The organism is uncultured Photobacterium sp., from assembly GCF_947039875.1.
GTDB lineage: Bacteria > Pseudomonadota > Gammaproteobacteria > Enterobacterales > Vibrionaceae > Photobacterium.
Genome location: NZ_CAMRAN010000015.1, coordinates 25638 through 52176 on the forward strand (window position 1 = coordinate 25638; position 26539 = coordinate 52176).

Annotated in this window: 18 protein-coding genes; 6 read left to right on the plus strand and 12 right to left on the minus strand. The window is 39.5% G+C overall.

Going from position 1 to position 26539, the window contains the following annotated elements; translation table 11 throughout:
- Nucleotides 1–86 precede the first annotated feature (86 nt).
- Complete coding sequence (gene helD, locus Q0V26_RS07380) at nucleotides 87–2168, minus strand: DNA helicase IV (protein WP_297480041.1); 2082 nt, start codon at nucleotides 2166–2168, stop codon at nucleotides 87–89.
- Between the two features lie 312 nt (nucleotides 2169–2480).
- Here helD and yccS point away from each other — a divergent pair, with 312 nt between their 5' ends.
- Nucleotides 2481–4652, plus strand: a complete 2172-nt coding sequence (gene yccS, locus Q0V26_RS07385) for a YccS family putative transporter (protein WP_297480044.1) — start codon at nucleotides 2481–2483, stop codon at nucleotides 4650–4652.
- A gap of 92 nt (nucleotides 4653–4744) precedes the next feature.
- Here yccS and torC read toward each other — a convergent pair whose 3' ends face one another.
- Nucleotides 4745–5917, minus strand: coding sequence for a pentaheme c-type cytochrome TorC (gene torC, locus Q0V26_RS07390; RefSeq protein WP_297480046.1), 1173 nt, complete (start codon nucleotides 5915–5917; stop codon nucleotides 4745–4747).
- Between the two features lie 579 nt (nucleotides 5918–6496).
- Here torC and Q0V26_RS07395 point away from each other — a divergent pair.
- Both Q0V26_RS07395 and Q0V26_RS07400 read left to right on the plus strand, forming a co-directional pair.
- Nucleotides 6497–9139 carry a molybdopterin-dependent oxidoreductase gene (locus Q0V26_RS07395; protein ID WP_297480049.1) on the plus strand — a complete coding sequence of 881 codons (2643 nt, stop codon included), beginning with the start codon at nucleotides 6497–6499 and terminating at the stop codon, nucleotides 9137–9139.
- Nucleotides 9140–9329: 190 nt separating this feature from the next.
- A complete protein-coding gene (locus tag Q0V26_RS07400; RefSeq protein ID WP_297480051.1) occupies nucleotides 9330–10859 on the plus strand; it encodes an amidase in 1530 nt (509 codons plus the stop codon).
- 137 nt (nucleotides 10860–10996) lie between these two features.
- Here Q0V26_RS07400 and Q0V26_RS07405 read toward each other — a convergent pair whose 3' ends face one another.
- Both Q0V26_RS07405 and Q0V26_RS07410 read right to left on the minus strand, forming a co-directional pair.
- On the minus strand, nucleotides 10997–11425 hold the full coding sequence (locus Q0V26_RS07405) for a GNAT family N-acetyltransferase (protein WP_297480054.1): 429 nt from the start codon (nucleotides 11423–11425) through the stop codon (nucleotides 10997–10999).
- Nucleotides 11426–11446: 21 nt separating this feature from the next.
- A complete protein-coding gene (locus tag Q0V26_RS07410) occupies nucleotides 11447–13690 on the minus strand; it encodes a peptidase U32 family protein (RefSeq protein ID WP_297480056.1) in 2244 nt (747 codons plus the stop codon).
- Nucleotides 13691–13929: 239 nt separating this feature from the next.
- On the opposite strand from Q0V26_RS07410, the gene Q0V26_RS07415 reads away from it, so the two are divergent.
- The 3 genes from Q0V26_RS07415 (at nucleotide 13930) to Q0V26_RS07425 (ending at nucleotide 16504) form a co-directional block, all read left to right on the plus strand.
- Nucleotides 13930–14121 carry a hypothetical protein gene (locus Q0V26_RS07415; protein WP_297480059.1) on the plus strand — a complete coding sequence of 64 codons (192 nt, stop codon included), beginning with the start codon at nucleotides 13930–13932 and terminating at the stop codon, nucleotides 14119–14121.
- A gap of 263 nt (nucleotides 14122–14384) precedes the next feature.
- Entirely contained in the window at nucleotides 14385–15035 is a 651-nt protein-coding gene (locus Q0V26_RS07420; RefSeq protein ID WP_297480060.1) for a LysE family translocator, read from the plus strand.
- Nucleotides 15036–15337: 302 nt separating this feature from the next.
- Complete coding sequence (locus tag Q0V26_RS07425) at nucleotides 15338–16504, plus strand: DUF1887 family CARF protein (protein WP_297480063.1); 1167 nt, start codon at nucleotides 15338–15340, stop codon at nucleotides 16502–16504.
- 135 nt (nucleotides 16505–16639) lie between these two features.
- On the opposite strand, the gene Q0V26_RS07430 is transcribed toward Q0V26_RS07425, so the two are convergent.
- From Q0V26_RS07430 to Q0V26_RS07465, 8 genes are all read right to left on the minus strand, one after another.
- Nucleotides 16640–16870 carry a hypothetical protein gene (locus Q0V26_RS07430; protein WP_080157835.1) on the minus strand — a complete coding sequence of 77 codons (231 nt, stop codon included), beginning with the start codon at nucleotides 16868–16870 and terminating at the stop codon, nucleotides 16640–16642.
- A gap of 193 nt (nucleotides 16871–17063) precedes the next feature.
- Complete coding sequence (gene udp, locus Q0V26_RS07435) at nucleotides 17064–17831, minus strand: uridine phosphorylase (RefSeq protein WP_080157836.1); 768 nt, start codon at nucleotides 17829–17831, stop codon at nucleotides 17064–17066.
- Between the two features lie 377 nt (nucleotides 17832–18208).
- Entirely contained in the window at nucleotides 18209–20728 is a 2520-nt protein-coding gene (locus Q0V26_RS07440; RefSeq protein ID WP_297480069.1) for a zinc/cadmium/mercury/lead-transporting ATPase, read from the minus strand.
- A 154-nt stretch (nucleotides 20729–20882) separates the two neighbouring features.
- Complete coding sequence (locus Q0V26_RS07445; protein WP_297480072.1) at nucleotides 20883–21356, minus strand: response regulator; 474 nt, start codon at nucleotides 21354–21356, stop codon at nucleotides 20883–20885.
- A gap of 12 nt (nucleotides 21357–21368) precedes the next feature.
- Nucleotides 21369–22694 (minus strand): ATP-binding protein, encoded by a 1326-nt coding sequence (locus Q0V26_RS07450; RefSeq protein WP_297480073.1) that lies wholly within the window; start codon nucleotides 22692–22694, stop codon nucleotides 21369–21371.
- Between the two features lie 30 nt (nucleotides 22695–22724).
- Nucleotides 22725–24140 carry an SLC13 family permease gene (locus tag Q0V26_RS07455; RefSeq protein WP_297480076.1) on the minus strand — a complete coding sequence of 472 codons (1416 nt, stop codon included), beginning with the start codon at nucleotides 24138–24140 and terminating at the stop codon, nucleotides 22725–22727.
- Nucleotides 24141–24461: 321 nt separating this feature from the next.
- Nucleotides 24462–25913: an MATE family efflux transporter gene (locus Q0V26_RS07460; protein WP_297480130.1), complete on the minus strand. Its 1452-nt coding sequence runs from the start codon at nucleotides 25911–25913 to the stop codon at nucleotides 24462–24464.
- A gap of 170 nt (nucleotides 25914–26083) precedes the next feature.
- Nucleotides 26084–26500, minus strand: coding sequence for a CBS domain-containing protein (locus Q0V26_RS07465; protein WP_297480079.1), 417 nt, complete (start codon nucleotides 26498–26500; stop codon nucleotides 26084–26086).
- Nucleotides 26501–26539 lie beyond the last annotated feature (39 nt).

A 26539-nucleotide genomic window follows, 5' to 3' on the forward strand; every position in this document is an offset into this window, starting at 1 on the left:
AAATTTGAATCACAAAAAGCCCTGTATTATTTATCGCTATAGTAACAAGCAATCATAAATAACAGGGCTTCTATAACTAATAATATTTACTTACTACGTTTAATTTTGTTATTAACTGGGTATTTATCTTCAATTAATTCATTAATAAACGGTGAGGTTTTATCAGGATCAGCACATACCCACACATGCTTTTTAGCGCGCGTTAATGCAACATAGAATAAACGGCGCTCTTCAGCGTCATTATATGTTTCAGTACGCAACTGCATAATAGCGGCTAGACCCGTTTCACGATCTGGTGATGGGAAAATACCTTTATTCACATCAACAATAAATACATAATCAGCCTCACGCCCCTTACTTGAGTGACACGTCATATATTCCAAGTTAAGTTGCGGCCACTGATTCTTCCATGTCTCAAATTTCTCAGGTTTTTGCTTATTATTACGTCCAAGAATAAGGACCTTTATGGTTTTCTTCTCGTAATGCTTGCTTAACCGAATTAACTCTTGTGGTAATAAATCTGTCGCCAATAAGGTAACCGCTTTTTTACTCTGCTTAGTAAAGCTGGTTAATTGCTTTTTAACTTGAAATGGATTTTGTTGAATAAAGACATTCGCCACTTCACCAATCATACTATTAAAGCGATACGTAGTTGAAAGTTCAGTAATACAGCTATTACCAAAGCGACTTTCAAAATCAGTCGTTAAATTAACATCTGCCCCTGCAAAATGGTAAATGGCTTGCCAGTCATCACCAACAGCAAATAATGTTGGGGTTGAATGACCTGCCACTTTTTGATGGCATAATGCCTCAATCAATGCTAATCGTTGTGGTGAGATATCTTGATATTCATCAACCATAATATAACGCCATGGCGAGATAAATTTACCCGCTTTAACATACTCAGTTGCCACTTCAATCATACTGTTGAAGTCAATTTGCTTCTTCACTTTTAAGTGCTGTAAATACGCCTGATAACATGGCCATAGCAATGTTAACTCACTTTTCATACGCGGTCGCATTGCTGGGTTATTATTATTTAGAATCGCCTCAAGCAGCGATTCTTTATTCATCCCTGATTGACCTAACAACTCAATATGACGCCATACCCAAGCTTGTAATTGTTCATTTTCAGCTTGTTGTTCCATTGAGTTTTCTTTACTAAACCCTGGCACTCGCCATTGTGTAAGATGACGCTGCCATTTATGTGCTGAAGTTGAATTATTCCATTGCTCAATTAACATACGCGCCAGCCATGCACTACGGGCGCGCATATCTAAAGTAATCGAGGCTACATTGGGTTTATCAAGTTCAACATCACGAATAATCTGCGACCCCAAGCTATGGAACGTCGCCACTTTGACGCGATCACTAACTTTAGCTTTCAGCCTATCAGCCATCTCATCGGCTGCTTTACGTCCAAACGATAGCATAAGAATATCTTCAGGTACCGCCGCTTGACTCGCAATTAAGTAACCAGCACGCGCGATTAAGACACTGGTTTTACCCGTACCAGCCCCAGCAAGGACCAAGTTATAATCTTGGTTAATTAAAGCAGCTAAACGTTGCGATTCATTTAGCGGTGATTTCTCAAAGCTATCAAACCATGAGCCCCATTTTTGGGTTTGTTGTGTTAACCATTGTTGGTTATGTTCTTCAACCCACGCTTGATGCTCACTAAGCCAAGGCGATATTTTCTCAAAGCTACGCGGTCTAAATGTCGCTGCAAGTTCTGGTGTTAAGTCTGAATCAGTTAAACCATCATTAAGAAACTGATGTAATTCATGATGTTCAGAATGACGTAAATACCCCGACTTATTAGAAAATAATGCTATACGTTGCAGCATTTCTGGCAACATAGCATCTAATTTATCAACACGGCTTTGCGCCCAATCTTGATAACTACGGACTAAAAATGCCGCGAAAGATTTACATTCGTGCCAAGGTAAGCCATGAACTGTCCAACAGTATTGTTGATTTGAAGACGTAAGCTCAAGCGCCCCCCATAATACACCGCGATGGATTTCAACCGAACCATCCCAATCATCAAAAGAGATAACATCAGAAGAAGTCTGACTATCTAATACCAAGCTATTACCGTCTAAAGCGATACTGTAATAATCACCTTGAACTAACCATTGTGCTAGTCGACTGGCACTTAATTGCATTATGATTCCACCAATTGTTCCATGCTTTAATTAGGCTGTAACACTCATTACTGGCTGGTAACTTTGTCACCGACCTCAATTGAATCATTACTTGTCACCCGCTTATCGGGATAATGTTGCTTAGAGTATCAATAACTCTCGTGTAGCCATAGTATTGAAACGTCTATTTGACTAAATATTATCCCACGAGCTAAAAGTTTATTTTTTTGATCGGCAATAACAAGATATCTGTTATCTTTAGTTACGTTTTTATAACGTTAAATTATTTTATCGCTTTCTCCATTCCTTATTATCAGAAGATTGTTAATATCCATGCAAACTAAAGAGTTACACGTAAAATTCCGCAAATACTGGGTTAATGACCGAATCAATTATTCAATTCGAGTATTGATTGCTTTAGTTGGCGTTGTATTACCCTGTTGGTATCTTGGTGCTAATCACGCCGTAACCCCACTTGTACTCGGTATTATTGCTGCAGCACTGGCTGAATCTGATGATAATTTAACAGGCCGTATCAAAGGCCTAACCATTACTTTAATTTGTTTTTTGATTGCCTCTCTTTCTATAGAAATTCTATTTGATTACCCCATTTTATTTGCAATCGGCTTATTTAGTTCAACCTTTGGTTTTATTATGTTGGGGGCAATGGGACCCCGTTATGCCAATATTGCTTTTGCCTCATTATTGCTCGCGGTTTACACCATGTTAGGAGCCAATAGTAGTACTGAGCTTTGGTATCAGCCAATGCTACTTTTAGCCGGTGCGTGTTGGTATGGGATCTTATCGTTGCTATGGCATGTTTTATGGCCCAATCAGCCTGTTCAACAAGGGCTGGCCAATGTATTCACTGAGTTTGGTTACTACCTTGATAATAAAAGTAAGTTATTTGAGCCTGTGGTTGATCTCACCTCGCATCCATTTCGAATTCAAGCTGCCAAACAAAATGCTAAAGTCGTTAATGCGTTAAATGCCGTTAAAATGACATTGCTACATCGTGCTGGTCGCGGACAAAGTGATAAATTCCTTAAAATTTATTTTATGGCGCAAGATATCCATGAACGTGCCAGCTCATCACATTACCGTTATCGAGAACTGGCGCTGGCCTTTCAACGCAGTGATGTCTTGTTTCGCTTTCAACGGTTATTACATGTACAAGCACAGGCTTGTCACGGCATTGCTGATGCATTAAAACAAGGTAAGGCCTATCATCATGGTTCTGATTCCATCAATGCTTTAGCTGAACTACAGCAATCGCTGAATTACCTCAAACAGCAAAACAATCCACAATGGCGTTTACTACTCAATCAATTGGATTATTTATTTAATAATTTAGCCACGGTAGAACGCCAACTGCAAAATATTAATAATCCAGATGCAGAGCACATTGAGCAACAACTTGATATTGAATTGGTTGATACTGAAGCGCACAGCATAAAAGAAATGTGGAAACGTATTAGTTGTCAACTTAATACTGATTCAATGTTATTTCGTCATGCTATTCGCTTGGGGATTGCACTGATTGTCGGGTATGGCTTTATTCAGGCACTGGATCTGCAACGAGGATACTGGATCTTATTAACAACCCTCTTTGTATGCCAGCCAAACTACAGTGCAACCCGTCAAAAACTGGTACAGCGAGTTATTGGTACATTAGGCGGTCTACTTGCTGGCATACCACTGCTGTATTTATTTCCCGGCCAAGAAGGTCAATTGGTATTAATGGTTATAATGGGCGTATTGTTCTTTGCCTTTCGAGCCGTTAAATATGACTGGGCAACGGCTTTTATCACACTATTAGTGCTGTTTTGTTTTAACCAATTAGGAGAAGGGTTTGCGGTTATTTTGCCACGTTTAGGCGATACATTACTTGGCTGTCTGTTAGCAGTATTAGCTGTTAGTTTCATCTTACCTGATTGGGAATCTAAGCGATTGCATAAAGTGATGGCCGAAGCCACATTGGCAAATAAAGATTATTTAGCGCAAATCATTGCTCAATACCGTATCGGTAAACGCGATAATATGAATTATCGTATTGCGCGTCGTGAAGCCCATAATAAAGATGCGCAGCTAAGTACGGCTATCAATAATATGCTAGCAGAGCCGGATAAATACCAAATAGATACCGACAAGAGCTTCCGTTTTTTAACATTAAACCATGCCATGTTGAGCTATATCTCAGCGCTAGGAGCGCACCGAACTCAACTGCAAGATAATCAAACACACCAGTTAGTATCAGAAGCTCATCGTATTATTCATAATCATTTAGAGTGTATATCATCACAACTCAATGGCTTTCTTATTGAAACGGCACAGCCATTAAACCTCACTCTAGAACAACGTTTAGGCCAATGGCGAGATGAAGATTGCACCTCAACACGAATGGTATTACAACAACTCCATTTGATTCATTGCATGCTACCTGAACTTCATGCGCTGGGTGATAATCTTTCACCTCAAACACATACGATTGCTGTCGCTAAATAATAAAATAATTTATAAACAATCACATACAAAAAAGCCTGCGCAAAACGCAGGCTTTTTTATTACTACAAAAGATAGAGTTTATTATCTCACACCTATTGAGCGACTTGAGATGCTGCTACTGGCGCATCTTTCGCATTGTCTTGAAGATACTTCAGTAACGTACGCTCTTCGTCTTTATTAAGCATGTAGTATTGTTGCATCGCTTTAAGACCCTGAACCCAACCATTTGCTGTTAGGTGTTTTGGATCAGGAGTAGCGTGACATTGATTACAACTTGCATCTAAGATCTCTTTACCGTAAGCCCAGATAGGCTTCATGCTTGCTAGCATATTACGCTGAGTGATCCACGCTGATACTTGCTCTTGCTGCCATGTTTGACCATCTTCAGCTTTTACTGTATTAAGAATAGTTGCTGACTTTTGTAAGTCTGCATTCAAAGAGACAGTTTGAATTTGCTTCGCCATGTCTTGTACTAACATACCTGTTGTTGAGCCTTGTTGCTGCCAACCTGTAATTTGTACTTTAATCATGTCGCCACTTGTACCTAACACTTCAACTTTTGATGCTGGGTATAATTGACCTTGTGCATCACCTGATGCAGAGTCAGTGGTATACAATTTTTTAGATGCTAACGTATAAAGTGTTTTAGCGGCAGGAGCCTCACCAGCATTAACCGTTAATTGCTTGAACGTTGCTTGGAAATCATTATTAATGTGTGGTAATTGATGCGCAATACCTTTATGGCATTCAATACAGTTCATATTTTTTGCCGCTGCGGTCGTCATTGCCGCTGCCGCTGCTGGAGATTGCTTCGCATGATCCATTGCAGTATATGAGTGACAACTCTTACATGTCGCTGAATTGGTTTCAGCCATCATACGCCACACGTTTTGAGCCATACGTAAACGGTTTGCCTCAAACTTAGCTGGAGTATCAATATCTTTACTGATAAATTCACTGTAAATATCGCCAACACCACCTAATTTTGCTTTCATAAAAGCAATCGGATCATTTTCTGGAATATGGCAATCACGACATTCAGCACGTACACCGTATGCGTTTTTGTAGTGGATGCTGGTTTTATATTCGTTATAGTTTTCTTTCATTGAGTGACATGAAGTACAAAACTCAGTAGTCGAACTAAACTTTATCGATTCGTGAAAGGTAAATACGCCTGCCAATGTTATGATCACACAGACAACTGCAATCGCTAATACTGAATAACGACTACTTGGCTTTACTAAAAAACGCCATAGTTTCTTCATGGATGGTCCAAAATGAATTAAACGTCAAAACAACGTTAAAAAAAGAGTTACGCACAAATTAACACTTGAATATTAACAGAGCAACATCATTGGTTCATATAAATAAATATTCTAAACACAACTAAAAATATAATTGTGTTACAATTTATAAAAACCTTTATTTAATTAGAGCTCTAATTATAATTACTCTGTAAATATCGTTTTTCATTAAAGATGATAACATCGTTCCAATTAAACAAAAAAACAAATAACCAATTAAAATCAACACCTTAATGACACGCAAATACAGTAAGCTATACGGTAAATCAAATTTTAGATTATTCCTATCGCGAATAGTTATCAATCCATTTTTGGTTGCAGTGCTAAGTATTTTTCTCTTTATGTAGAGCATTAAACATTACTTATTGTAGTGTCTTTTTGTGGTAACTTATTTTCCATTTAGCAACCTAATATATTTTATATTTCCGTGTAGCCTATCAAGAAATAAGTCAAATAATAGATCACTGTACCGATTAATATTAAAATGCTTATTATGTCATTTAAATGCTTACTTATTCGGTTTGTCTTCGGAATATAAACATGACCCTATCACGTCGTAACTTTTTAAAAGGTTCAGTAGCAACGGCCATCGCTGCTAACGGACTCACCCTTTTTCCTGCTGGAAAAGTATTTGCATCAGATACTATTACCATTCCATCAGCTACTCACTATGGTCCGTTTAAAGCAGTTGTTAAAAACGGTACATTAATTGGTGTTCAACCAATCAATGATGTCGACCCTTTCCCAACAGAAATGTTAACCAAAGGTGTGTTAAGCCGTACTTACAGCGACACACGTATTAAATACCCAATGGTACGTAAGTCTCTACTGGAAGATCCATTAGGTGACCATAACCCTCACCTTCGTGGTAAAGAACCTTTTGTCCGTGTCGATTGGGATACAGCGATTGCATTAACCGCTTTCTGTATTGCACGTACCGTTGAAAAACACGGTAACGAAGCGCTATTTAGTTCTTCATACGGTGGTTGGTCACATTGTGGTGTTAACCGCCCACAAACACTACAAGGTCGTTTCTTTAACCTTATTGGTGGCCAAAGTATTTGTGCTGGTGACTACTCTGCTGGCGCTTCTGAAGTTATTCTTCCGCATGTTATCGGAGATATGGAAGTATATTCGCCACAAACTGCGTGGGAAATTGTTGAAAAAAACACTGAAGTTGTTCTTTTCATCGGTTGTGATCCATGGAAAACCAACCGTGTAGAATTCCGTGTTGCTGATCACTCTATGCAAAAACACTGGGAAGCGTTTAAGGAAAAAGGGATTAAGTTTGTCTCTATAAACCCTCAACAAACCCAAACAGATAAAGCAGTTGGTAGTGAAATGATCAATATCCGTCCTAATACGGATACTGCCCTATTTACTGCAATGTCTTATCATTTATACAAAACAGGTCAACACGATAAAGCTTACATCGATAAATACACAGTTGGCTTTGATAAATACCTAGCTTACTTAATCGGTGACGAAGATGGTGTTGTAAAAACACCTGAGTGGGCTGAAGAAATCACAGGTTTACCTGCAGCTAAAATTAAAGAACTTGCTGAACTGTGTGTGACTAAACGTACCCAAATTGCAGCGGGTTGGGCACTACAACGTGCTGACCACGGTGAGATGATTCACTGGGCTATCATCAACTTTGCTGCAATCGCAGGTAAAATTGGTAAGCCAGGTGAAGGTGCAGGCTTTAGTTGGCACTATGGTAATGGCGGTATGCCTGCATCTGGTAAGCGCATGCCTATCGGTTTATCACAAGGTCGTAACCCTATCACTAAGACATGCCCTGTGGTTATGGTTTCAGATATGCTGAAAAACCCAGGTAAAGCTTATACTCGTGATGGTTCAAACCTTACGCTACCAAAAGCAAAACTTATCTATAACGCAGGTAATAACTTACTGTCTCACCAACAAGACACTAACGAATTAATCAAAGCGCTTAACGATAATATCGATACCATCATCTGTCACGAACCGTGGTGGTGTGCAACAGCGAAATATTCCGATATCGTTCTGCCAACAACCACCACACTTGAACGTGATGATATTTCATCTGGCGGTACTTACAGCAACAATAAAATCTACGCAATGCGTCAGGTTATTGAGCCTGTTGGTGAAAGTCTTGATGACTACGAAATCTTCTCACGCCTTGCTTTCATGTTTAACGTACATAAAGAATTTACCGAAGGTAAAACTATGTACCAACATGTTAAAGCCTCTTATGAAGCATCTGATGCAACGGATGATTTCAAAACATTCTGGCAAAATGGTATCGCTCACGTATCAACACCTGCGGCAGCAAATAGCTTTGTACGTCATGGTGATTTCTACGCTGATCCGATTAAGAACCCACTGCATACACCAAGTGGTAAAATCGAATTATATAGCTCAACTATTGCTGGATTTAAAGCCAATAGTTGTCCACCAATGCCACAATGGATTCCACCATTTGAATGGCTAGGTAATGCGAAGAAAGGCCAAGTACACGTATTAAGCCCACACCCATGGATGCGTTTGCACTCACAAATGGCGAATGCCGATGTAAACAGCTACGAATCTGTTGATGGTCGTCAAATCGTATTGATCAACAAGAAAGATGCTGAAGAACGTGGTGTAAAAGATGGCGATGTTGTTGAAGTTTATAATGACCGTGGTGTACTACTCGCTGGTGCCCGTATCACTGCTGAAGCAATGCCGGGTGTTATTTACATCCACGAAGGTGCATGGCTACAACTTGATAGCAAAGGTCGTTGTAACTCAGGCTCAATCAACATGCTAACAAGTAGTCAACCAACCAGTGGTTTAGCCCAAGCAACCAGTGCTAACACCTGCTTGGCTTACTTCAAGAAATGTACTGATGCCGAAACGCCAAACCAAGCGTATACGCCAGCTAAAGTTGTTAAATCAGACTTTAAAGTGGATATCTGGTCACTACAATTAGGTAAACGCTTAAAAGCCGTTGCAGCAGAGCAAGGTCCAGAGCAATCTCCTGGTGAGAAATTATTCTACGGTAGCTGTACCCTTTGTCACGCAGCACCACACCCAAGTGACTTCACTTACAAACAGTGGAAAGGTATTACTAACAGTATGTTCCCACGTGCAGGTCTAAATGCGACAGACCGTAAACTTGTACTTGATTTCCTACAAAAGAATGCTAAAAAAGGCTAATAACTCACTGTTATTATTCTCAACCTGAATACACCAAGGGGCTCTTATGAGCCCTTTTTTGTTTTAAGTATTAAAAACCGTAACACCTATTAAAAACATAATTAATTTCAAGCGCTTAACATTTTAATTAGACATTTACATTCTATCATTTACTATTTATCTAAGCCCTCATAATGAATGGATAAGTATTATGATCTCTCGTCGCCAGTTTTTATTAGCTCTATCGTCACTTGCTGTTTCCGCATGTACAACAACCACTCCCACTTTTTTCGCTCCAACATCCAATAAGACACTGCCTTTTGATGATTTGTTATCTTACGATGCACTTGGTCTTGCTAATTTAATCAAAACCAAACAAATATCTGCTGAAGAGCTATTAAATATCATCATTAAACGTATTGATTACGCTAATCCTACTCTAAATTTCATGACCAATACCGCTTATAACAGAGCGAGAAGTAACCTTATTAACGTCAATAATGATCAACTATTTACTGGTGTACCGGTTCTAGTTAAAGACATGATTGATGTGGCTGGTATGCCACGTACTGATGGTTCAATGCTATTTAAAGATCGTCAAATCACCAAAAGTGTTGATTACATTTTAGGCTTAGAAAGAGCGGGTCTTAACATTGTTGGTATGACCAACGTGCCAGAAATGGCGAGTTTTATCATCACAGATAACGAATTGTTTGGTGCAACTCATAACCCTTGGAATTTAGAATATTCGACATTCTCATCTAGTGGTGGCTCTGCGTGTGCCATTGCAGCAGGTGTTGTGCCTCTTGCTCACGGTACAGATGGTGCAGGTAGTTGCCGACTACCACCAAGCACAACAGGCTTACTTGGTATGAAACCAAGCCGTTACCGTATGTTAAGTGGTGAAGCGAACGGTGGACATGATTTAGTTAAAACTAACCAAGCTATTAGCCGCACCGTACGCGACAGTGCAGCACTGTTCTCAATGACAGAAGATAAAAGCAATGGTCATTTTTCCCCTGTTGGTTTTGTTACTACCTCACTGAAACGTAAATTAAAAGTTGGTGTGGTGCGCAATATTCCAAACAGTACACCTATCGAGCCTGAAGTAAATAAAGCCCTAGAATCTACCATGGCGCTATTAGAATCTTTAGGCCATGAACTTGTTGATGTGAATTACCCTATCATTTTTGATGTACTAATGGATTCTTACCAGAAATTCTTTGCTACCAAAGTTGGCCCATTAAAAGCCTTAGTTGAGAAAGTCTCTGGAAAATCGGTCACAGAATCAGGCTTATTAACCCACTTATTAGCACAAAATATAGAGCAGGCTTCAGGCTTATCTGAAGAAGAAATTCAACAAGGGGTTGATGCCCTAAATACACTGCCAGCGAAATTTGCTGACATGTTTAAAGCGTGTGATATCGTGATAACTCCGGTGGCAGCCTTTGCCGGTACAAGACTCGATGAAGGTAGTTATAAGGATGATTGGGACGAGGTAACAAGCACCTTCATTCTAGAGCGCTTGAAATACACTGCACCTGTTAACTTTGCTGGTAACCCTGCGATGTCGGTTCCACTATACTGGGATAAAAACAATATGCCGATTGGTAGTCAGTTTATTGCCCCACTTGGCGACGATAAGCTATTGTATGAATTAGCATATCAATTAGAAGCAGCACGTCCTTGGAGAGATAAGTGGGCTCCTTATTCACTAATGTACCCACAGCATCTAGCTTAAGATCCCGAACTATTCTAAGAGGCTAAGATCTTAACAGTCGATAAAAACGCAGTAATTTTAAACCATCTTACTCACACAAGATTGATAAAATAAGCTGCGTTTTCTTTATTGAAGAAAATCGATACTAAGCTATCGATTTATGGGTGTTCTAATAGCATTTCCATCGCTTGATGGGGAATATTAGCTTCTATAAATTCATCACCATATGGGATAAAACCTAGCTTACAGTAAAAATCGACAGCATGGGTTTGAGCACCAAGATCAACCTTCGGATAACCTTGCTGTTTAGCATATTCCACTAAAGCTCGTACTACTTTTACACCCAATCCTTGTCCACGAGCAGCCTGCATAATCGCAATACGACCAATGTGTCCATTTGCTAAAATACGCCCGGTCCCTAATGGTTGTTCACCATCAACCACCAGCACATGCACCGCTTGTGTATCTAAGCCATCAAACTCAATTTCAGGATCAATGTGTTGCTCTTGAATAAATACCAGCTCACGTACTAAACGAATACTCTCTTTATTTACTTCATCAAAAGCAACAATGTTTACGTCTACCATGAAATATCCTATTCATCTGAATTACAGACCTTTTTTATATTGTTGGCAAATAGTGCCAACAATGGTTTGCTCTAGTATTTGTCGAGCGTTGATATCACCATGGATATAGGTATCAAACAAAGAGACAACCATTGCTTTATCAGCATTCACTTCAGTTTCCGTTTTAATATCACGTAAATCAATCATAAAACCCGTAAACTTATTCTGAATTTCAGTCACAATATCCAAGTTTAAAAAGTTCTCAGGGCTATATAACGCATTATGATCACCGCGCTGTTTATCAACCACAAATGACGCTTCAGTAAGATTAATGATCGATGCTGACTTATCACATTTACGTAAGCACTTATCATCAAAACGCTTTTTCTTACAGCCTACGGTTTGATGGAATAAGCATTGACGGCTCATTAGCAACATCATCGGGTGATAAATGCTGTAATACAATTCAAACCCAGCAGGGGCTGCAATGGGTTTAATTTGTGAACGTTTGATCTCATTAGAAATAAACGCCCCGACACAACCAAACTCTTGCTGTAAGCATTCAAGGCTCAAACTGTTACTGATATTCATTTGAGGGCCAGCTACCCACGCTAAACCTAACTGATGCGCCACATAACCGACACCACTATTATTGGTTACAATACGCGATGGCTTAACTTGTTCAAGAAACGTCACAGTAGCTTGATAATTTTCGCCAATTAAAATCGCAGGGAACCAAGGAATAAGATGCGGATTGTCTTGGAACAGACTAACTAATTTTAACCCTTCCATTGCCATCGCTTCTGGCAATTGATAATACACTGCGGTATCAGGCTGACTCACAGCTTCAATATCTGCAGGATTAGCAATCAGAACTGATAATCGTGGTGTCATCTCAACAATAGGCTTACGGATAGCTTTAGGTAACTCAAATGCTTCAACTAAAGGTTGATTACCATTTAAGACGCAGGCAATCTGATCGCGCATTTGCGTTAATTCTTTAAATGGCACCACGACATCTGCTGCTAACTGACTCAAATCTATTGGTGATAATAAATACTCACCATTATTTAAACTACGGAAGCGTTTTTCAAAACAATCGCTATCAAGCACTGTATTATCTGATTGACGTAATAACGAGGTTGATGTGACTTCAAACTGTTGTAACGGTGTCGTTACTTGAATAATTAACGGCTGTCCAACCTGACCGATAATCGTCAGCTCTAATGCTAATAAACTAATGTCTAAATCTGCAATTCGTTCTTCAACGGTTTTGATAATAGTGGTTTTATCATCATATAACTTTCGTTTAACCGCTTGAATTTCTGTCTCAGATTTAGCATCAGCAATCTGTGCAAAGTGATCGACAGAGTTATCACGTGGATTGTCGATAAACATCGCTTTATTAATATCACCCATTAAATATGAGTTAGAGAAATCGCGATTAAAGACAGTATATAACTCACGTGTATCCGCTAATAATGGCTTTTGATTACAATAGTTATCTAATTGACGACTCCAATTATCGACGACGGTATAAACGTAATGTGATTTTTTGATGCGTCCTTCCACCTTCAATGAATACACCCCAGCATCCGCTAAGACTTCTAAATTTGAAAACGCAGAATTGTCTTTCATATTGAGTGGATAATCTTTACCAACGGCGGTAGTTTGGTATTGATCTCGACAAGGTTGACTACAGCGACCACGGTTACCTGAGTTACCATTTTTAGCCGAACTGATATAGCACAAACCAGAAAAACCAATACAATATGAACCATGAACAAACACTTCCATTAACACATTATGTTGATGTCCAAATTGTGCTAAGTGCTTTATTTCTTTGATATTCAGTTCACGAGATAAGTTTACACGGCTTGCATTAAGCTGCCCCATAAATAAAATTTGGCCTTCATTATGGCTATTAACTTGCGTTGAAGCATGCACATCAAGGGTTGGAAAATGCTGTTTAATAAGATGAAACAACCCTAAATCTTGTAAGATCACACCATCAATTTTAGTGTTAACTAATTTATTTAATAATCGAATAACCGCTGGAATTTCACTTTCAAGGATCATGATATTAAGCGTAAGAAAAATCTTACAATCGCGTTGATGGGCAACACGAACAATGCCATTTAAATCTTCAAAAGTAATATTGGTTGCACGATTACGGGCATTAAAATTATCTAAGCCGCAATAAATAGCATCCGCCCCCGCAACGATAGCCGCTTTAATCGACTCTATATCGCCACCTGGAGCTAACAACTCAAAATTACTTCTCATCGCGTTATTACCCATTTATAACCGTGCCTTAAAAAAACGTACCAATCTTGTGAGCGGCCATTCTACTCATGAGGGCGATTAAGTCCAATTTTGGAAGATAAATCACAGACTATAGCGCACAGATATAGCTACTTTATCCGTAAACAATTTTTGCAAATGTTCCTTATTTAAATAATTATCGATATTATGCATAACGCGTTATATTTTATGAGTTCATATCTTCTCTAAGGATAAAAATAATGACAACTCAACAACCACAACTAACAGAAGCACAAAAATCCGCCATCGAAGAAATGGTCATTAACCGCGTAAATGCAATGAACAATGATGCTGTACTGTGTGATGCAATTGATAATAAAGTTCACAATATGGAAGAGCATCTAAAAGCTTACTTTCATGAGCGTTTTCATTTCCACAGCAAGAAAGCATAATCAACGTTAGTCAAAAATAGACCAACAAAGCCTACCATTCACTGATCACATCAACGGTATTTTTTATTGTTAGTGATCAGTCCTATACCTAGCTTCATTTCCAAAAAACCATCGCTATTAACAACTCAATAACGTAAAACAGACGATTAACATACATAATCAAGTCAAAGCAGTAAAAAACACCCTCTATTGCTTGTAACTCATGGATTGGAACTATTTATTGTGTAAAATATAGACTTCTACACTATAACGTTGTTTTTACCATGATTGATTTAAATGTATTACCTCTTTACCTCACCGCTGTGATTGCTCTACTGCTCATTCCAGGACCTGACATGCTACTTATTGCCAGCTCAAGCTTAACTTACGGTCGCAAAGTCGGTATTTATGCAAGTTTAGGTAATGCAACCTCTGGTATTTTATTAACTATTTTAGCGGCTCTTGGTGTATCAGCGCTTATTGCAATGAATCCAATCGCTTTACATGTTTTACGTTTAGTTGGCGGCGCATATTTATTAAAAATGGGCTGGGATTGCATGCGCACTCACCCTGATGACGCTCCTCAAGAATTAGAGCATTCAAATAAAATGGCATCGACACTTTATCGTCGAGCTGTATTTACCAATCTACTTAATCCTAAAGCACTCATTTTCTTTGTTTTGTTTTTACCACAGTTTGTTTCAACTCATGTAGCAACATCATCAGGTGAACAAATGTTAGTACTTGGATTATTACTTAATGTCTTAGGGTTATTATTTAATTTATTCCTTATTACCACCATTGGTGTATTCGGTCAGTCATTACTTAAAAATGAAAATTTCCGTAATAACCAGCATAAATTTATGGGCTTAATCTTCTTCATACTGGCGATTTGGCTATTAGCATCGCAATTACCAACACCACCAAGCATATAATTTATTATTGATAACTATGTTTCCAACAAAAAAAACGCCATTAATATTGATGGCGTTTTAGAAATTTTTAATATTTAGATAAAAAAAACGACTAAAAATAGACTATTAGACAAAATAACTGAATACGTAATGTTTCTGCCTTATATGTAAATTATTAACCTCTAAATTTTGACTTGAATTTTACGCTAAAAAACCTCATATACTTACCTTATAGATGTGTGCGCATACTTACTTTTGCATTTCTTTTATTTAATGCGCATCACAACATTACGCCCAGTATGTAGGGCGCATTAAGGATTATTATGATTACTCATGTTGGCATTATTGATCAAGATCCAGTCCGTCTGATCACTCCATTATTAGACGAAGCCGTACCTGCCGATAAAATGGTATTTATTGGTACAGAAAAACAACAACAACAATATGATCGACTCGCTTCTATTTTAACGTCACGTAATATTATTGTTGAATTTTTCATTATTCCCGACATTATCAATGTCACCCAAATTAGACAACGTTTGAACCAACTTGCCGACCAATTAAAACAAGACAGCCGTGATGTTTGGTTTAATGCAAGCTGTGGTTTACGTCACCGTTTATTATCCGCTTATGAAGTTTTCCGCTCTTTTCATTGGCCAATCTATGTCATTGAACCATTCAGTGATGAAATGTGCTGGTTATTCCCCAATGATCGCGAACAACAACAAGTACAAGATCGTATTCAAATTTCTGATTATTTAACTATTTTTGGTGCGCGTTGTGAGCTATCTGATAATCCAATGCCAGAATCTCTTAACGATCAGTTATGGGAGCTCGGGCAACGTTGGGCGAGTTCTGCATTAGAATTAGGCCCAGGCTTAGCAACGCTTAACTACCTAGCAACTACATGTCGTAAAGAGCAAGTGCTAACTGTTGAGTTAAGTGAAAAGCAGCAAGGTTATAAAGAACTTGGTACACTTCTAACCGATCTCGAAGAAACAGGTCTTGCGACATATCACGATGGTATTTTGACATTTAAACATGAAGAAGCACGTCGATTTGCTAATGGCGAGTGGTTAGAAAGCCTTGTTCACAGTACAGTTCGTGCGATTCAAAATGAGTTACCCACTATTCAAGATCACTCTTTAGGTGTGCAGGTTTACCGTAAAATTGGTGAGCGTGAAGTACGTAATGAACTTGATGTAGCAACTATCGTCAATAATAAACTGCATATCATTGAATGTAAGACCAAAGGTATGCGTGATGATGGCGATGATACCTTGTACAAACTAGAATCCTTACGTGACTTGCTAGGTGGCCTACAAGCACGTGCAATGCTAGTGAGCTTCCGTCCTTTGCGTCACCATGATCTTGTTCGAGCTCAAGATTTAGGACTAGCGATCATTGGCCCAGATCAACTAGGAGAGTTATACACTCATCTACATGATTGGCTTAAAGGTGCTGGTGGTCAGGCACATAACCCAGCCTAAATCGCGAGCCATCTTGCATTAATAAAAAAGAATAACGATCAAAAAAGGCCTTCTTTAAGGCCTTCTTTAAGGCCTTCTTTAAGGCCTCTTTATTTCATCAAATTTTGAGAATCGCTTAATGCTGTTTGGCCTGAATTATCCAAGTCGATTAAAAACAATCCCTGCTGCTTGTGGCTTCTGTGTATGGTGCTGACCCTCATCTAAGACAAGTGTTACCGTCGTCATATTTTCCCCTACAGTTGCAATAATATCTCTTACAACAAATACATCATCTAAGTAAGCAATCTTCATCTGTAATACAGGAGAGATAGGTAATGCTATGGTCGCTTGATGTCCATTTGGAAATATAATTTTATAATCAATCATGTTTATAACTTCACTAAGCTCAACGAAATACTATCCTACAACAAAAACAATCTAATGGTTAAATTTCCTCACTGCGTCATAGTATTATCGTGTTGTTGGTATTATATCTGCATGCTGTTAACGCAAAAAAGCCGACAGTAATCTATCGGCTTTCTAACATACTTATTAAATAAATCGCGTTATTGAAAACGTATTATTTAGTTAGCATTTGACGTGCAGCTTCAACAACAATCTTAATTGAGCGCGCTTCAGTTGCTTTTAATGTTGCGTGATCAGGAATTTCTTTTTGAGTACGGTTAATAATAACACCCGCAACACAACCTGCACGTAAACCAGAACTTGCACACATAGTTAATAGTGTTGCAGATTCCATTTCAAAGTTCAGCACACCCATTTCCTGCCACTCTTTCATAGAGCCTTGGAAACGACGTACTACGCGGCCTGAGAATGTATCGTAACGCTCTTGGCCTGGGTAGAAAGTATCACTAGAAGCAGTAACGCCAGTATGCACTGTCGCACCAGCATCATCACATGCTTGCTTCATGGCTGTTGCAACAGTGAAATCAGCAACCGCTGGGAATTCCATTGGTGCAAAGTGAAGGCTTGCACCATCAAGACGTACAGAACCTGTTGTTACAATCATATCACCCGGGTTAATGTTTGGTTGAATAGCACCTGTTGTACCTACACGAAGGAAAGTATTAACACCCAGTTGTGCCAACTCTTCAACAGCGATAGATGTTGATGGACCACCAATACCAGTAGAGCAAATAACAACAGGCTTACCATCTAACTGCGCGCGGTATACAGTGTATTCACGTGCACTTGCTAGGAATTCAGGGTTTTCCATTAGGTTGGCAATTTTTTCCACACGAGCAGGATCACCAGGAATAATTGCTAACTCAGCACCGTTAAGATCCGCTTTATTAACACCTAGGTGGAACACTTTATTGTCAGACATAATGATACCCTTTAAATTTAATCGCTCTGATTGTAGGAACAGAGATGGATAATTATCGTTAATTTTTGTGTTTCTTGACAGTAAACGTAATACGCAACATAACAACAACGTCTGTCAAAATCTGATGTCAAGATAACGGAAGCTGAGACTGTTTTTAGTGAGTTAAATCACATTAACCAAAAGCAATATAATTTTTAGTTACAAATTAATTGAACAAAGATCACGGCAAAACGTTTTCCTATCGAGTTCATCACAAAAAAATCGTAACTTCAGCATAACGTTTACCGCTTTTATTGGTATTCAATAATAACCATAAATAAAAAAGCAGAATGGTGTTGAAGCCATTCTGCTCTTCGTTATTCAGCGAATAATATTATTTATTCACCCAATGATTGCTTAGGTTTAAAACGTAATAAGCGTAACGCATTTAAAGTCACTAATGCTGTTGCACCACTATCCGCTAATACCGCGACCCACAGTCCCGTTACACCCAATATCGTTGTGACAAGGAAAATACCTTTAAGCCCAAGAGCAAGACCAATGTTCTGACGAATATTATTTAAGGTTGCTCGCGATAGCTCAATCATTACTGGCAATTCAGCAAGACGATTATGCGTAATGGCTGCATCGGCTGTTTCCAGTGCAACATCAGTACCGCCGCCCATCGCAATACCGATAGTTGCAGTTTTCATTGCCGGCGCATCATTAATACCATCACCAATCATGGCAACACTATGTTCGTCATTCAATTTACGAATTTCAGTGACTTTATCAGCAGGTAATAAGCTGGCACGAAAATCAATATTGATCTCTTTCGCAATTGCAGCGGCAGCCCGAGTATTATCACCCGTTAGCATTACGGATTTAATACCAAGCTGTTTAAGTTTTTCAATCGCAACTAATGCATCGTCACGTAAATTATCTCGCCATGCAACAAGACCAACAGCTTGTGCATTACGCACCGCAACCACCAACGTTTTGCCTTCATTTTCTAACGCTGTTGCTTGTTGCTGTTGAGCCGGTGTTAAAACAATAGCCGCGGGCAAACGATCAGCGGCACATAATAAGAAATTATCGCCTTCGGTGATGCCTTGAATACCACGACCAACCAAGGTTTCTCGCTCTGTTGCTTCAACCACAGTGACCTGCTGTTGTTTCGCGCGATTAACCACGGCTTTGGCTAATGGGTGCAATGAACCCGCTTCAATAGCTGCAGCTTGACGTAATAATTTCTCGTCGTCGTTATCCCAACAAATCATATCTGTTACAACAGGTTTACCTTCAGTCAGCGTACCTGTTTTATCAAACGCAACCACTTCAATATGACCCAGTTGTTCTAACGCCGCTCCCCCTTTAATTAATGCACCACGACGTGCCGCCGTAGCCAAACCTGATGTAATCGCTGCGGGAGTAGAGATAACTAATGCACACGGACAAGCAATCAATAATAATGCTAAGCCTTTATAAATCCACTCATCCCACGATTGACCAAATACCAGTGGTGGAATAATAACCACCAGCGCAGCCAATAAAATCATACTTGGCGTATACCAACGGCTGAATTTATCCAAGAAACGTTCTAATGGTGCTTTACGTGATTCAGCATCTTCAATCATATGTAAAATACGATCGATGGCATTATCGCCTTGCGCTGAAATAATGGTTAATCGCACCACTTTATCCGATGCCATACTACCCGCCATGACTTTTTCGCCCAGTGTACGCTCAACTGGCACGGACTCCCCTGTTAATGCACTTTCATCAAAACTGGCGATAACATCCAACACTTGACCATCAGCCGGTAAACGTTCTCCCGGTACCACTTCAATCACATCACCAGGTTTTAACTCAGCAGCTGCAAGTTTGGTTTTTGTGCCATCAGCCAAAATTACCGTGGCTTCTTCTGGTACTAAATCCATCAATGCTTTAACGCCACTACGTGCACGAGAAGCCGCATAACCTTCTAGTTGTTCACCAATAAGGAACAAAAAGATAACCATGGCCGCTTCTGCCGTTTCACCAAGATATAAAGCACCAAGCGCCGCCACTGACATTAATGTTTCAATCGAAAACGGTGTTCCTGATTTGGTTAAAACAACCGCTTTTTTTAAAATAGGGAATAAACCAACAATGGTCGTCAACGTAAACGCTAACAGCCCAGCTTCTGCCGAAACCATTTTATTTAAAATAAAGGCAATCACCATCATCATTGCAATAACGATCACAGAGAGGTGTTGATGTAAAAAAGATTGAGTAGGTAAATCTGCGGTTTTTGTAGCAGTAGAAACTAAGGTAAAACCTGTCTGTTGTGATTTATTTTCGATCTCCGATTTTAGGCTTTCAATATCTGCTTGTTGATTATCATGAATATTTACAATCAGTTTTTCAGTCGCAAACATCACTTTAGCCGTGTCGACTGAAGCTAATGACATAATGGACTTTTCAAGCTTAGCGGCGCAACTAGGGCAATCCATGCCTAGTACTTTCCAGCTAAACGTTTTACCATGAGCGCTATGATCATGAACATCATGTTGGTGCACACTCGTGGCATCTACATCATGATCATGATGTGTATTATTTTTTGCAGGTTTATCACTGGCTGCAACATGTACACCAGTAATGGTAAAGCTATTTTTTTTTGTTACTGGATGGATGGTATTATGGGTTGTCGTTGAACAACAACCACCCGCCGCGGGACCTTCAGTATCATTATCACCATACCCTTCAGAATCTTTATTGGTCGAGCAGCAATCAACACTTACGCTTGAACAGCAATCAACACTTACGCTTGAACAGCAATCCGCGGTTGCAGCAACTACTGTAACAGTCGCTTTATTAGCAACCGTTGATTTTGCAGTATGAATATGGTCTTTTTTATTATTACATTGAGCACACATATCGTTCTCCTTGGGTGCTATGAGGTTTTACTGTTGATAATTATAAACCTTTGAGTTAAGTCCAAGGTCAAGAAAAATAGCGACCTATTACCATTAACACATAATAATAATTATCAAAAACCAGTAAACATCCCCTCGCACCCTCAGAGTTTAATTACCGTAAACGTCGTAAAACAGTTGTATTATCAACAATATCACCCCAAAGGGTATAATCTAATCCCATGTCAAAAATGTATTCTGTCACTAATGTTCGCACACAGTTAGTAAGCACTTCTGCATCCCATGGCTTTTCAAAGTAACTTTCAATACGGGCTTGGTTGATCGCCGCAATGGTATCTTGATGGGTCGCCTGTCCCGTTAATAACACTTTTTTGGTATGAATAAAGCGACTATCGTTTGCCACCGCAGTAAGCAATTCAACACCACTTTTTCCTGGCATAACATGATCAGAAATAATTACCCCAATAAATTGACCTTCAGCATCCAGTTCATCTATCAACGCTAATGCTTCATCGGCTGATTCACAATCTTCCAATAAAAAATATGGCTCAAATTCAGCAAGATCCTTTAATACTGCACTTAACACTTCACGTTGATCATCAACGCAAATAATAGTGATTTTTTCCATAATAACAGTCCCTTACATTATCGGTAGCTTAATTCTAAATGTCGTATATTGATGATCACTTTTAACCGCTATCGTACCACCGTAGCTATTTACAATACGTTGTACAATGGCCAGTCCCAGTCCTAGACCAAACGATAATCCCCCCTTCTTGGTGCTAAAGTTGGGATTAAATATTTTACGTCGTGTGGTTTCATCGATTATTGGTCCATTATTCGTGATCGTAACTAGCAACTTATTCTTTACACTTCGCGTTGCTATTTCAATTTGTGGACTTTCGGTGTGTTCCATTGCATCGCACGCATTCTTAATTAGGTTAACCCAAACCTGCACCAACTCAGTAACGCTTGCGGTTACTGGCGGTAAAATTGCAGGTCTAAGTACGACCTCCACCGCTCGCAAATTACTTTGTAATAACGCTAATGATTTATGAAGCGTATCATTGATATCAACATTGGGTATGCGAGCATGATCACCGCCACCAAGTTGTTTTACCGAACGTACAATACTTGCGGCATGGCGAGCCGCCAATCGAATATCACGTAAATCACGCCCCGTGTCCCAACATTCAAGTGCAGCATTAATATCTTCAAGCCAATTAGCAGGCACCTCCCCACTCGGTAGTGCCCGTGCAAGTGTACGTGCTTGTTCTCGGCTCAAATTATATTGCTGTTGTAATACCTTGGTACGCTCACGCACTTGTGCAGAACTGATTGTTTGACCGTGATCGATACCATGTTGTAAAAATGGCATCATTTGTGGCTGGTTATCACCAACAAACTGACTAATCGCGGTTTGGATATTCTCCGTTTTACTGCTAATAACACCAATAGCATTATTGAGTTCATGGGCAATACCAGCGGCTAATTGACCTAAGGTCGTCATTTGTTCAGTGGCATACAATTTTTGCAATGCTTTTTCTTTTTCTAATGCCGCAATCCCCGTTAGCATTTGTCGCATTGCCAACTCATGTACCATCACAGGCATAAATTGTTCAGCTAATGAACCATAATGTTCAGAGTCAATCGCTTGCGTTGATAAATCAATCCAAGCAATTTCACTGTCTTTTTCGGCAACAACTGTCGTTGACGCAACAAGTGTTTGTGCAAAAAAACTGTGAACGCCAAAAAACATCCCTTCCTTCACGACAAACACTTGGGCACTTAAATCATTTTCTTCGCTTTTTAAATACCCCGATAGCTCACCTTGTTTTACCCAATATAAGCGATCGTTATACCCATCTTGACGTAAAACCTCAGTGCCCGCGACAACAGCCATGGTCGTAGTAGGATCTTGAAAATAGGTATCGATGATTCGGCGCAATGCTTTTGGTTGATTCATGCCAGCATCCTTGAATTAAGTTCATTATCCTTAAATATGATCGATGACCTGTAGTCCCCAAATCATCACAAAACTCAATAACACCCCCACAACACCAATAATAACGCCAACGCGAGCCATCTGATTACTTTCAACATGCCCTGTTGCATGAGCTAACGCATTGGGAGGCGTACTTATCGGTAATGACATACCAAGCGATGCTGCAAAAGTAACCACTAAAATCAATGTCACTTCACCACCTAAAGGCGTTAACGACACCATCGATGTTCCTAATGCCGCCATAATTGGCATTAATAAGTTTGCCGTTGCGGTATGTGACATAAAGTTAGCCATCAATAAACACAATATCGCCGCCCCAAGCAAGACCACATAAGGAGAGAAAATATCAAATGGAATACTATGCACGACTAATTTTGCTAAACCGGTTTTATCCAAGGCTAAACCAAGCGCAATACCCCCTGACACCAGCCATAGAACATCCCATGATATTTTCTTAAGATCTTCTTTATTGATGATCCCCGTTAACGAGAAAATAGCCACTGGAATTAATGCAACAGTATAAGAATTCATGCCATGCATTGACCCCATTAACCATAGAATAATGGTGACAGCAAATGTCACATAAACCGTGATCGCTTTTGGCGTTTTAAGAAACTTACCTTGAATTGTCAGCTCAATCGATTGTTGAGTTGCAGGATAAAGTTTATTAATCAACCACCATGCAAATACCAATAACACCGCTACAAATGGCACACCAAAGAACATCCATTCACCAAAAGTGATCAGATTTTCTCCGGTCAGGTATTTCAACGCAATCGCATTTGGAGGAGTACCAATAGGCGTGCCAATACCACCAATGTTAGCCGCAACTGGAATACATAAAGCAAACGCTATTTTTCCCGGATCTTTGGCGCTAAACAAAGTAATAACTGGCGCTAAAATAGAGAGCATCATTGCGGTTGTGGCTGTGTTTGACATAAACATAGAGAAAATAGCCGTGATCAGCATTAAGCCAAACATGACATATTTAGGTTGGTGTCCAAATGGTTTTAATAACACTCGCGCTAAGTTGACATCTAAACGGTATTTGGTTGCCGCCATGGCTAAAAAGAAACCGCCAAGAAACAGCATAATAATCGGACTGGCAAAGGTCGCCATTATCTCGCTATAACTCATTAAACTGCCAAAATGAGGCTGTCCTTGCTCAAGCCTAAATAAATACAGGCTTTTATCTGACAGTAACAATAATTCCAACACAATGATCACAACAGATGTTGCGTAGATAGGAATAGGCTCCATCACCCAACACAATGCGGCTAATAGAAAAATAGCAATAACACGTTGCTGAATGACTGTTAACCCTTCAAGAGGAAAAGCGGAAGCTGGCAGCAATAAAATAAATAGTGGAATTAAAATCGGTATGATATAGCGAAGATTTTGACGCATAGTGCATTATTCCCTTAAACAATAAAGACGCCATCACCTTTATTTTCCTTAATATAAAGGTGAAGTGTAATGGCTAAACTAACATTACTAACGATAGCGGATAACAGCAGTCGCGATTAACATTCATCCACAAGCAAATAATTGTTAGTATTATTATTGTCGCTGGCTATAAGCCTTTTTTCATCGCGTTAGATCAATAAAGTGATGAAATAATCACTCATTAGATAAAACAATGATCACATTTCGGTAAAAATATCCCATCTTTATCAAAAATATAGTTACATATAAGCGACTTCACATAACCAATATTCTTTTAATAACTTACTTTTTGGGCTCAGCGGTAATACAGTTGTGCTCAACATCAACGCCCAATACCTCATCCAAAACATCTTCGGTTCCCATATAAGTACGTGAAGAACAAAATGGTGTAACTGGTACCGATGGGGTCAAGATGTCATTCTCATCTAGCAGTTGTTGTTCATGCGTTAGCCCCATCTTCTTGACTTGATGAATAACTAAACCAAAACCGATAATACCAAACACAACCGAACCAACGGCCTGACCCATTAACACGCCACCAGCTCCTGCCAAATGTCCGCCGATTAACACAAAAGGTATTGTCCCTAAGGTCGCTTTACCTATATTTAAAACCGTTGACCAGGTTGGTCGATTAAGGTTATTAAAGGCTGCATTTGCCACAAATAATGCACCATTAAAAATAAAGGTCACAGCAATAAAGCTACAGAATATACCGACAATTTCAGCCGCATCACCAGTGAGGCTAAACATCTCAATTAATATACCTTGCCCAAACCAAAGTAACAGCGAAACACCAACACAATAAACCGCCGTAAATAGCATCGCGTCACGCAATATTTGATTAATTCTATCCCATCGTTCTGCACCAAAATTTTGACCAATAATCGGTCCAACGGCCCCTGATAATGAGAAAACTAACGCAAAACAAACCGGCATAATGCGTCCAATAACGGCATAGCCCGCGACAAAACTTTCACCAAAATGGGCAATATTACTGGTCACGACAGCGTTACCAATTGGGGTTGCGGTGTTGGTGAGTATTGCAGGAAAAGCTATTTTAGCCACGGTCGGTAATGCCAGTTTAAAACTAGTAAGATCAGGTTTAGCAACTAATTGATGCTTATAGACTATGACATACAAGGAAAAACACATAACAGCTAATCGCGCAAACACCGATGCAATTGCCGCACCTTGCATGCCCATTGATAAGCCGAAAATGAACAAAGGATCTAAGACCGCATTAACGCCACCGCCAATGAGTGTTGCGATCATTGAACGCCGCGCATCGCCCACGCCACGTAATGCCGCCCCTGCAGACATAGACACCGCAATCAATGGTGCACTGGGCAGTAAAATCACTAAATATTGGGTAGCAGCATCAGCCACAGCCCCTTTAGCGCCAATTAAGTCAAGTAACAGTGGCAACTGCCACAACATCAAACTCACAACAACAATACTGATGATGACAGCAAAAATCATCACATTACACGCTATCATACGCGCTTGTTGACGATCATTTTTACCTAGCGCTCGTGAGACTAAGGCTCCTGCAGCAATAGATGTACCGATAGACATTGAAGTAGAGAAAAAGACTAAAGTCCCAGCAAAGCCAATCGCAGCAGCAAGTTCTATTTGTCCTAACATGCTAATAAAAAACATATCGAGCAAATCGACTAAAAACAACGCCATTAAACCAATTGCACCCGTTCCTGACATCACCACAATATGGCGCATAATAGAACCCGTTAAAAATTTAGCCTGGCTATTTTCTGCTGTATTTTCTTTGTTCACAATGTCTCCAAATAGGTATTATGGCGCCATAAAACAAGCCCATAATAATCAAAAATAAAGGCGCTCAGAGCGCCTTTTTTAATTACAAATCTACAAATATGATTATATATTGATCACAATGGATGCTTAAAGCAAGCCCCAATTTGATTACTAATTGCCGTTAACACATCACGGCGCGTTATGACCCCCACCAACCGGCCATCATCAACAACAGGATATATTTTAGGCTTTTGCCCAGTCATAGTTTCAGCTAGCACAATGATAGTGTCATCCCCAGACACGGTTAACACATCAACCCGCATACACTCACTAACAGTATGACTATCTTGACAGTGATAACCCACTTTAAGCAGTTTATGAATCATATCTTGTTCTGATATAAAACCGACTACTTGCTTATGCTCATTAATAACCGGTCCACCAATCTGTTTCGCTGTTAGCAATTTATCTAATGCTGCGGATAACGACATACTTTCAGAAAATGTAACCGGACGAATATTCATATAGTCTTTTACTTTTAATGATTCCATAGCTTCCCCCACCATACTGTATCCTGTTGTGGATAATAT

What these genes read in the sequence shown, in the direction of transcription:
- helD (WP_297480041.1), bottom strand. Translation starts at nt 2,168, where the DNA reads ATGCAATTAAGTGCCAGTCGACTAGCACAATGGTTAGTTCAAGGTGAT.
- yccS (WP_297480044.1), top strand. Translation starts at nt 2,481, where the DNA reads ATGCAAACTAAAGAGTTACACGTAAAATTCCGCAAATACTGGGTTAAT.
- torC (WP_297480046.1), bottom strand. Translation starts at nt 5,917, where the DNA reads ATGAAGAAACTATGGCGTTTTTTAGTAAAGCCAAGTAGTCGTTATTCA.
- Q0V26_RS07395 (WP_297480049.1), top strand. Translation starts at nt 6,497, where the DNA reads ATGACCCTATCACGTCGTAACTTTTTAAAAGGTTCAGTAGCAACGGCC.
- Q0V26_RS07400 (WP_297480051.1), top strand. Translation starts at nt 9,330, where the DNA reads ATGATCTCTCGTCGCCAGTTTTTATTAGCTCTATCGTCACTTGCTGTT.
- Q0V26_RS07405 (WP_297480054.1), bottom strand. Translation starts at nt 11,425, where the DNA reads ATGGTAGACGTAAACATTGTTGCTTTTGATGAAGTAAATAAAGAGAGT.
- Q0V26_RS07410 (WP_297480056.1), bottom strand. Translation starts at nt 13,690, where the DNA reads ATGAGAAGTAATTTTGAGTTGTTAGCTCCAGGTGGCGATATAGAGTCG.
- Q0V26_RS07415 (WP_297480059.1), top strand. Translation starts at nt 13,930, where the DNA reads ATGACAACTCAACAACCACAACTAACAGAAGCACAAAAATCCGCCATC.
- Q0V26_RS07420 (WP_297480060.1), top strand. Translation starts at nt 14,385, where the DNA reads ATGATTGATTTAAATGTATTACCTCTTTACCTCACCGCTGTGATTGCT.
- Q0V26_RS07425 (WP_297480063.1), top strand. Translation starts at nt 15,338, where the DNA reads ATGATTACTCATGTTGGCATTATTGATCAAGATCCAGTCCGTCTGATC.
- Q0V26_RS07430 (WP_080157835.1), bottom strand. Translation starts at nt 16,870, where the DNA reads ATGATTGATTATAAAATTATATTTCCAAATGGACATCAAGCGACCATA.
- udp (WP_080157836.1), bottom strand. Translation starts at nt 17,831, where the DNA reads ATGTCTGACAATAAAGTGTTCCACCTAGGTGTTAATAAAGCGGATCTT.
- Q0V26_RS07440 (WP_297480069.1), bottom strand. Translation starts at nt 20,728, where the DNA reads ATGTGTGCTCAATGTAATAATAAAAAAGACCATATTCATACTGCAAAA.
- Q0V26_RS07445 (WP_297480072.1), bottom strand. Translation starts at nt 21,356, where the DNA reads ATGGAAAAAATCACTATTATTTGCGTTGATGATCAACGTGAAGTGTTA.
- Q0V26_RS07450 (WP_297480073.1), bottom strand. Translation starts at nt 22,694, where the DNA reads ATGAATCAACCAAAAGCATTGCGCCGAATCATCGATACCTATTTTCAA.
- Q0V26_RS07455 (WP_297480076.1), bottom strand. Translation starts at nt 24,140, where the DNA reads ATGCGTCAAAATCTTCGCTATATCATACCGATTTTAATTCCACTATTT.
- Q0V26_RS07460 (WP_297480130.1), bottom strand. Translation starts at nt 25,913, where the DNA reads ATGCGCCATATTGTGGTGATGTCAGGAACGGGTGCAATTGGTTTAATG.
- Q0V26_RS07465 (WP_297480079.1), bottom strand. Translation starts at nt 26,500, where the DNA reads ATGGAATCATTAAAAGTAAAAGACTATATGAATATTCGTCCGGTTACA.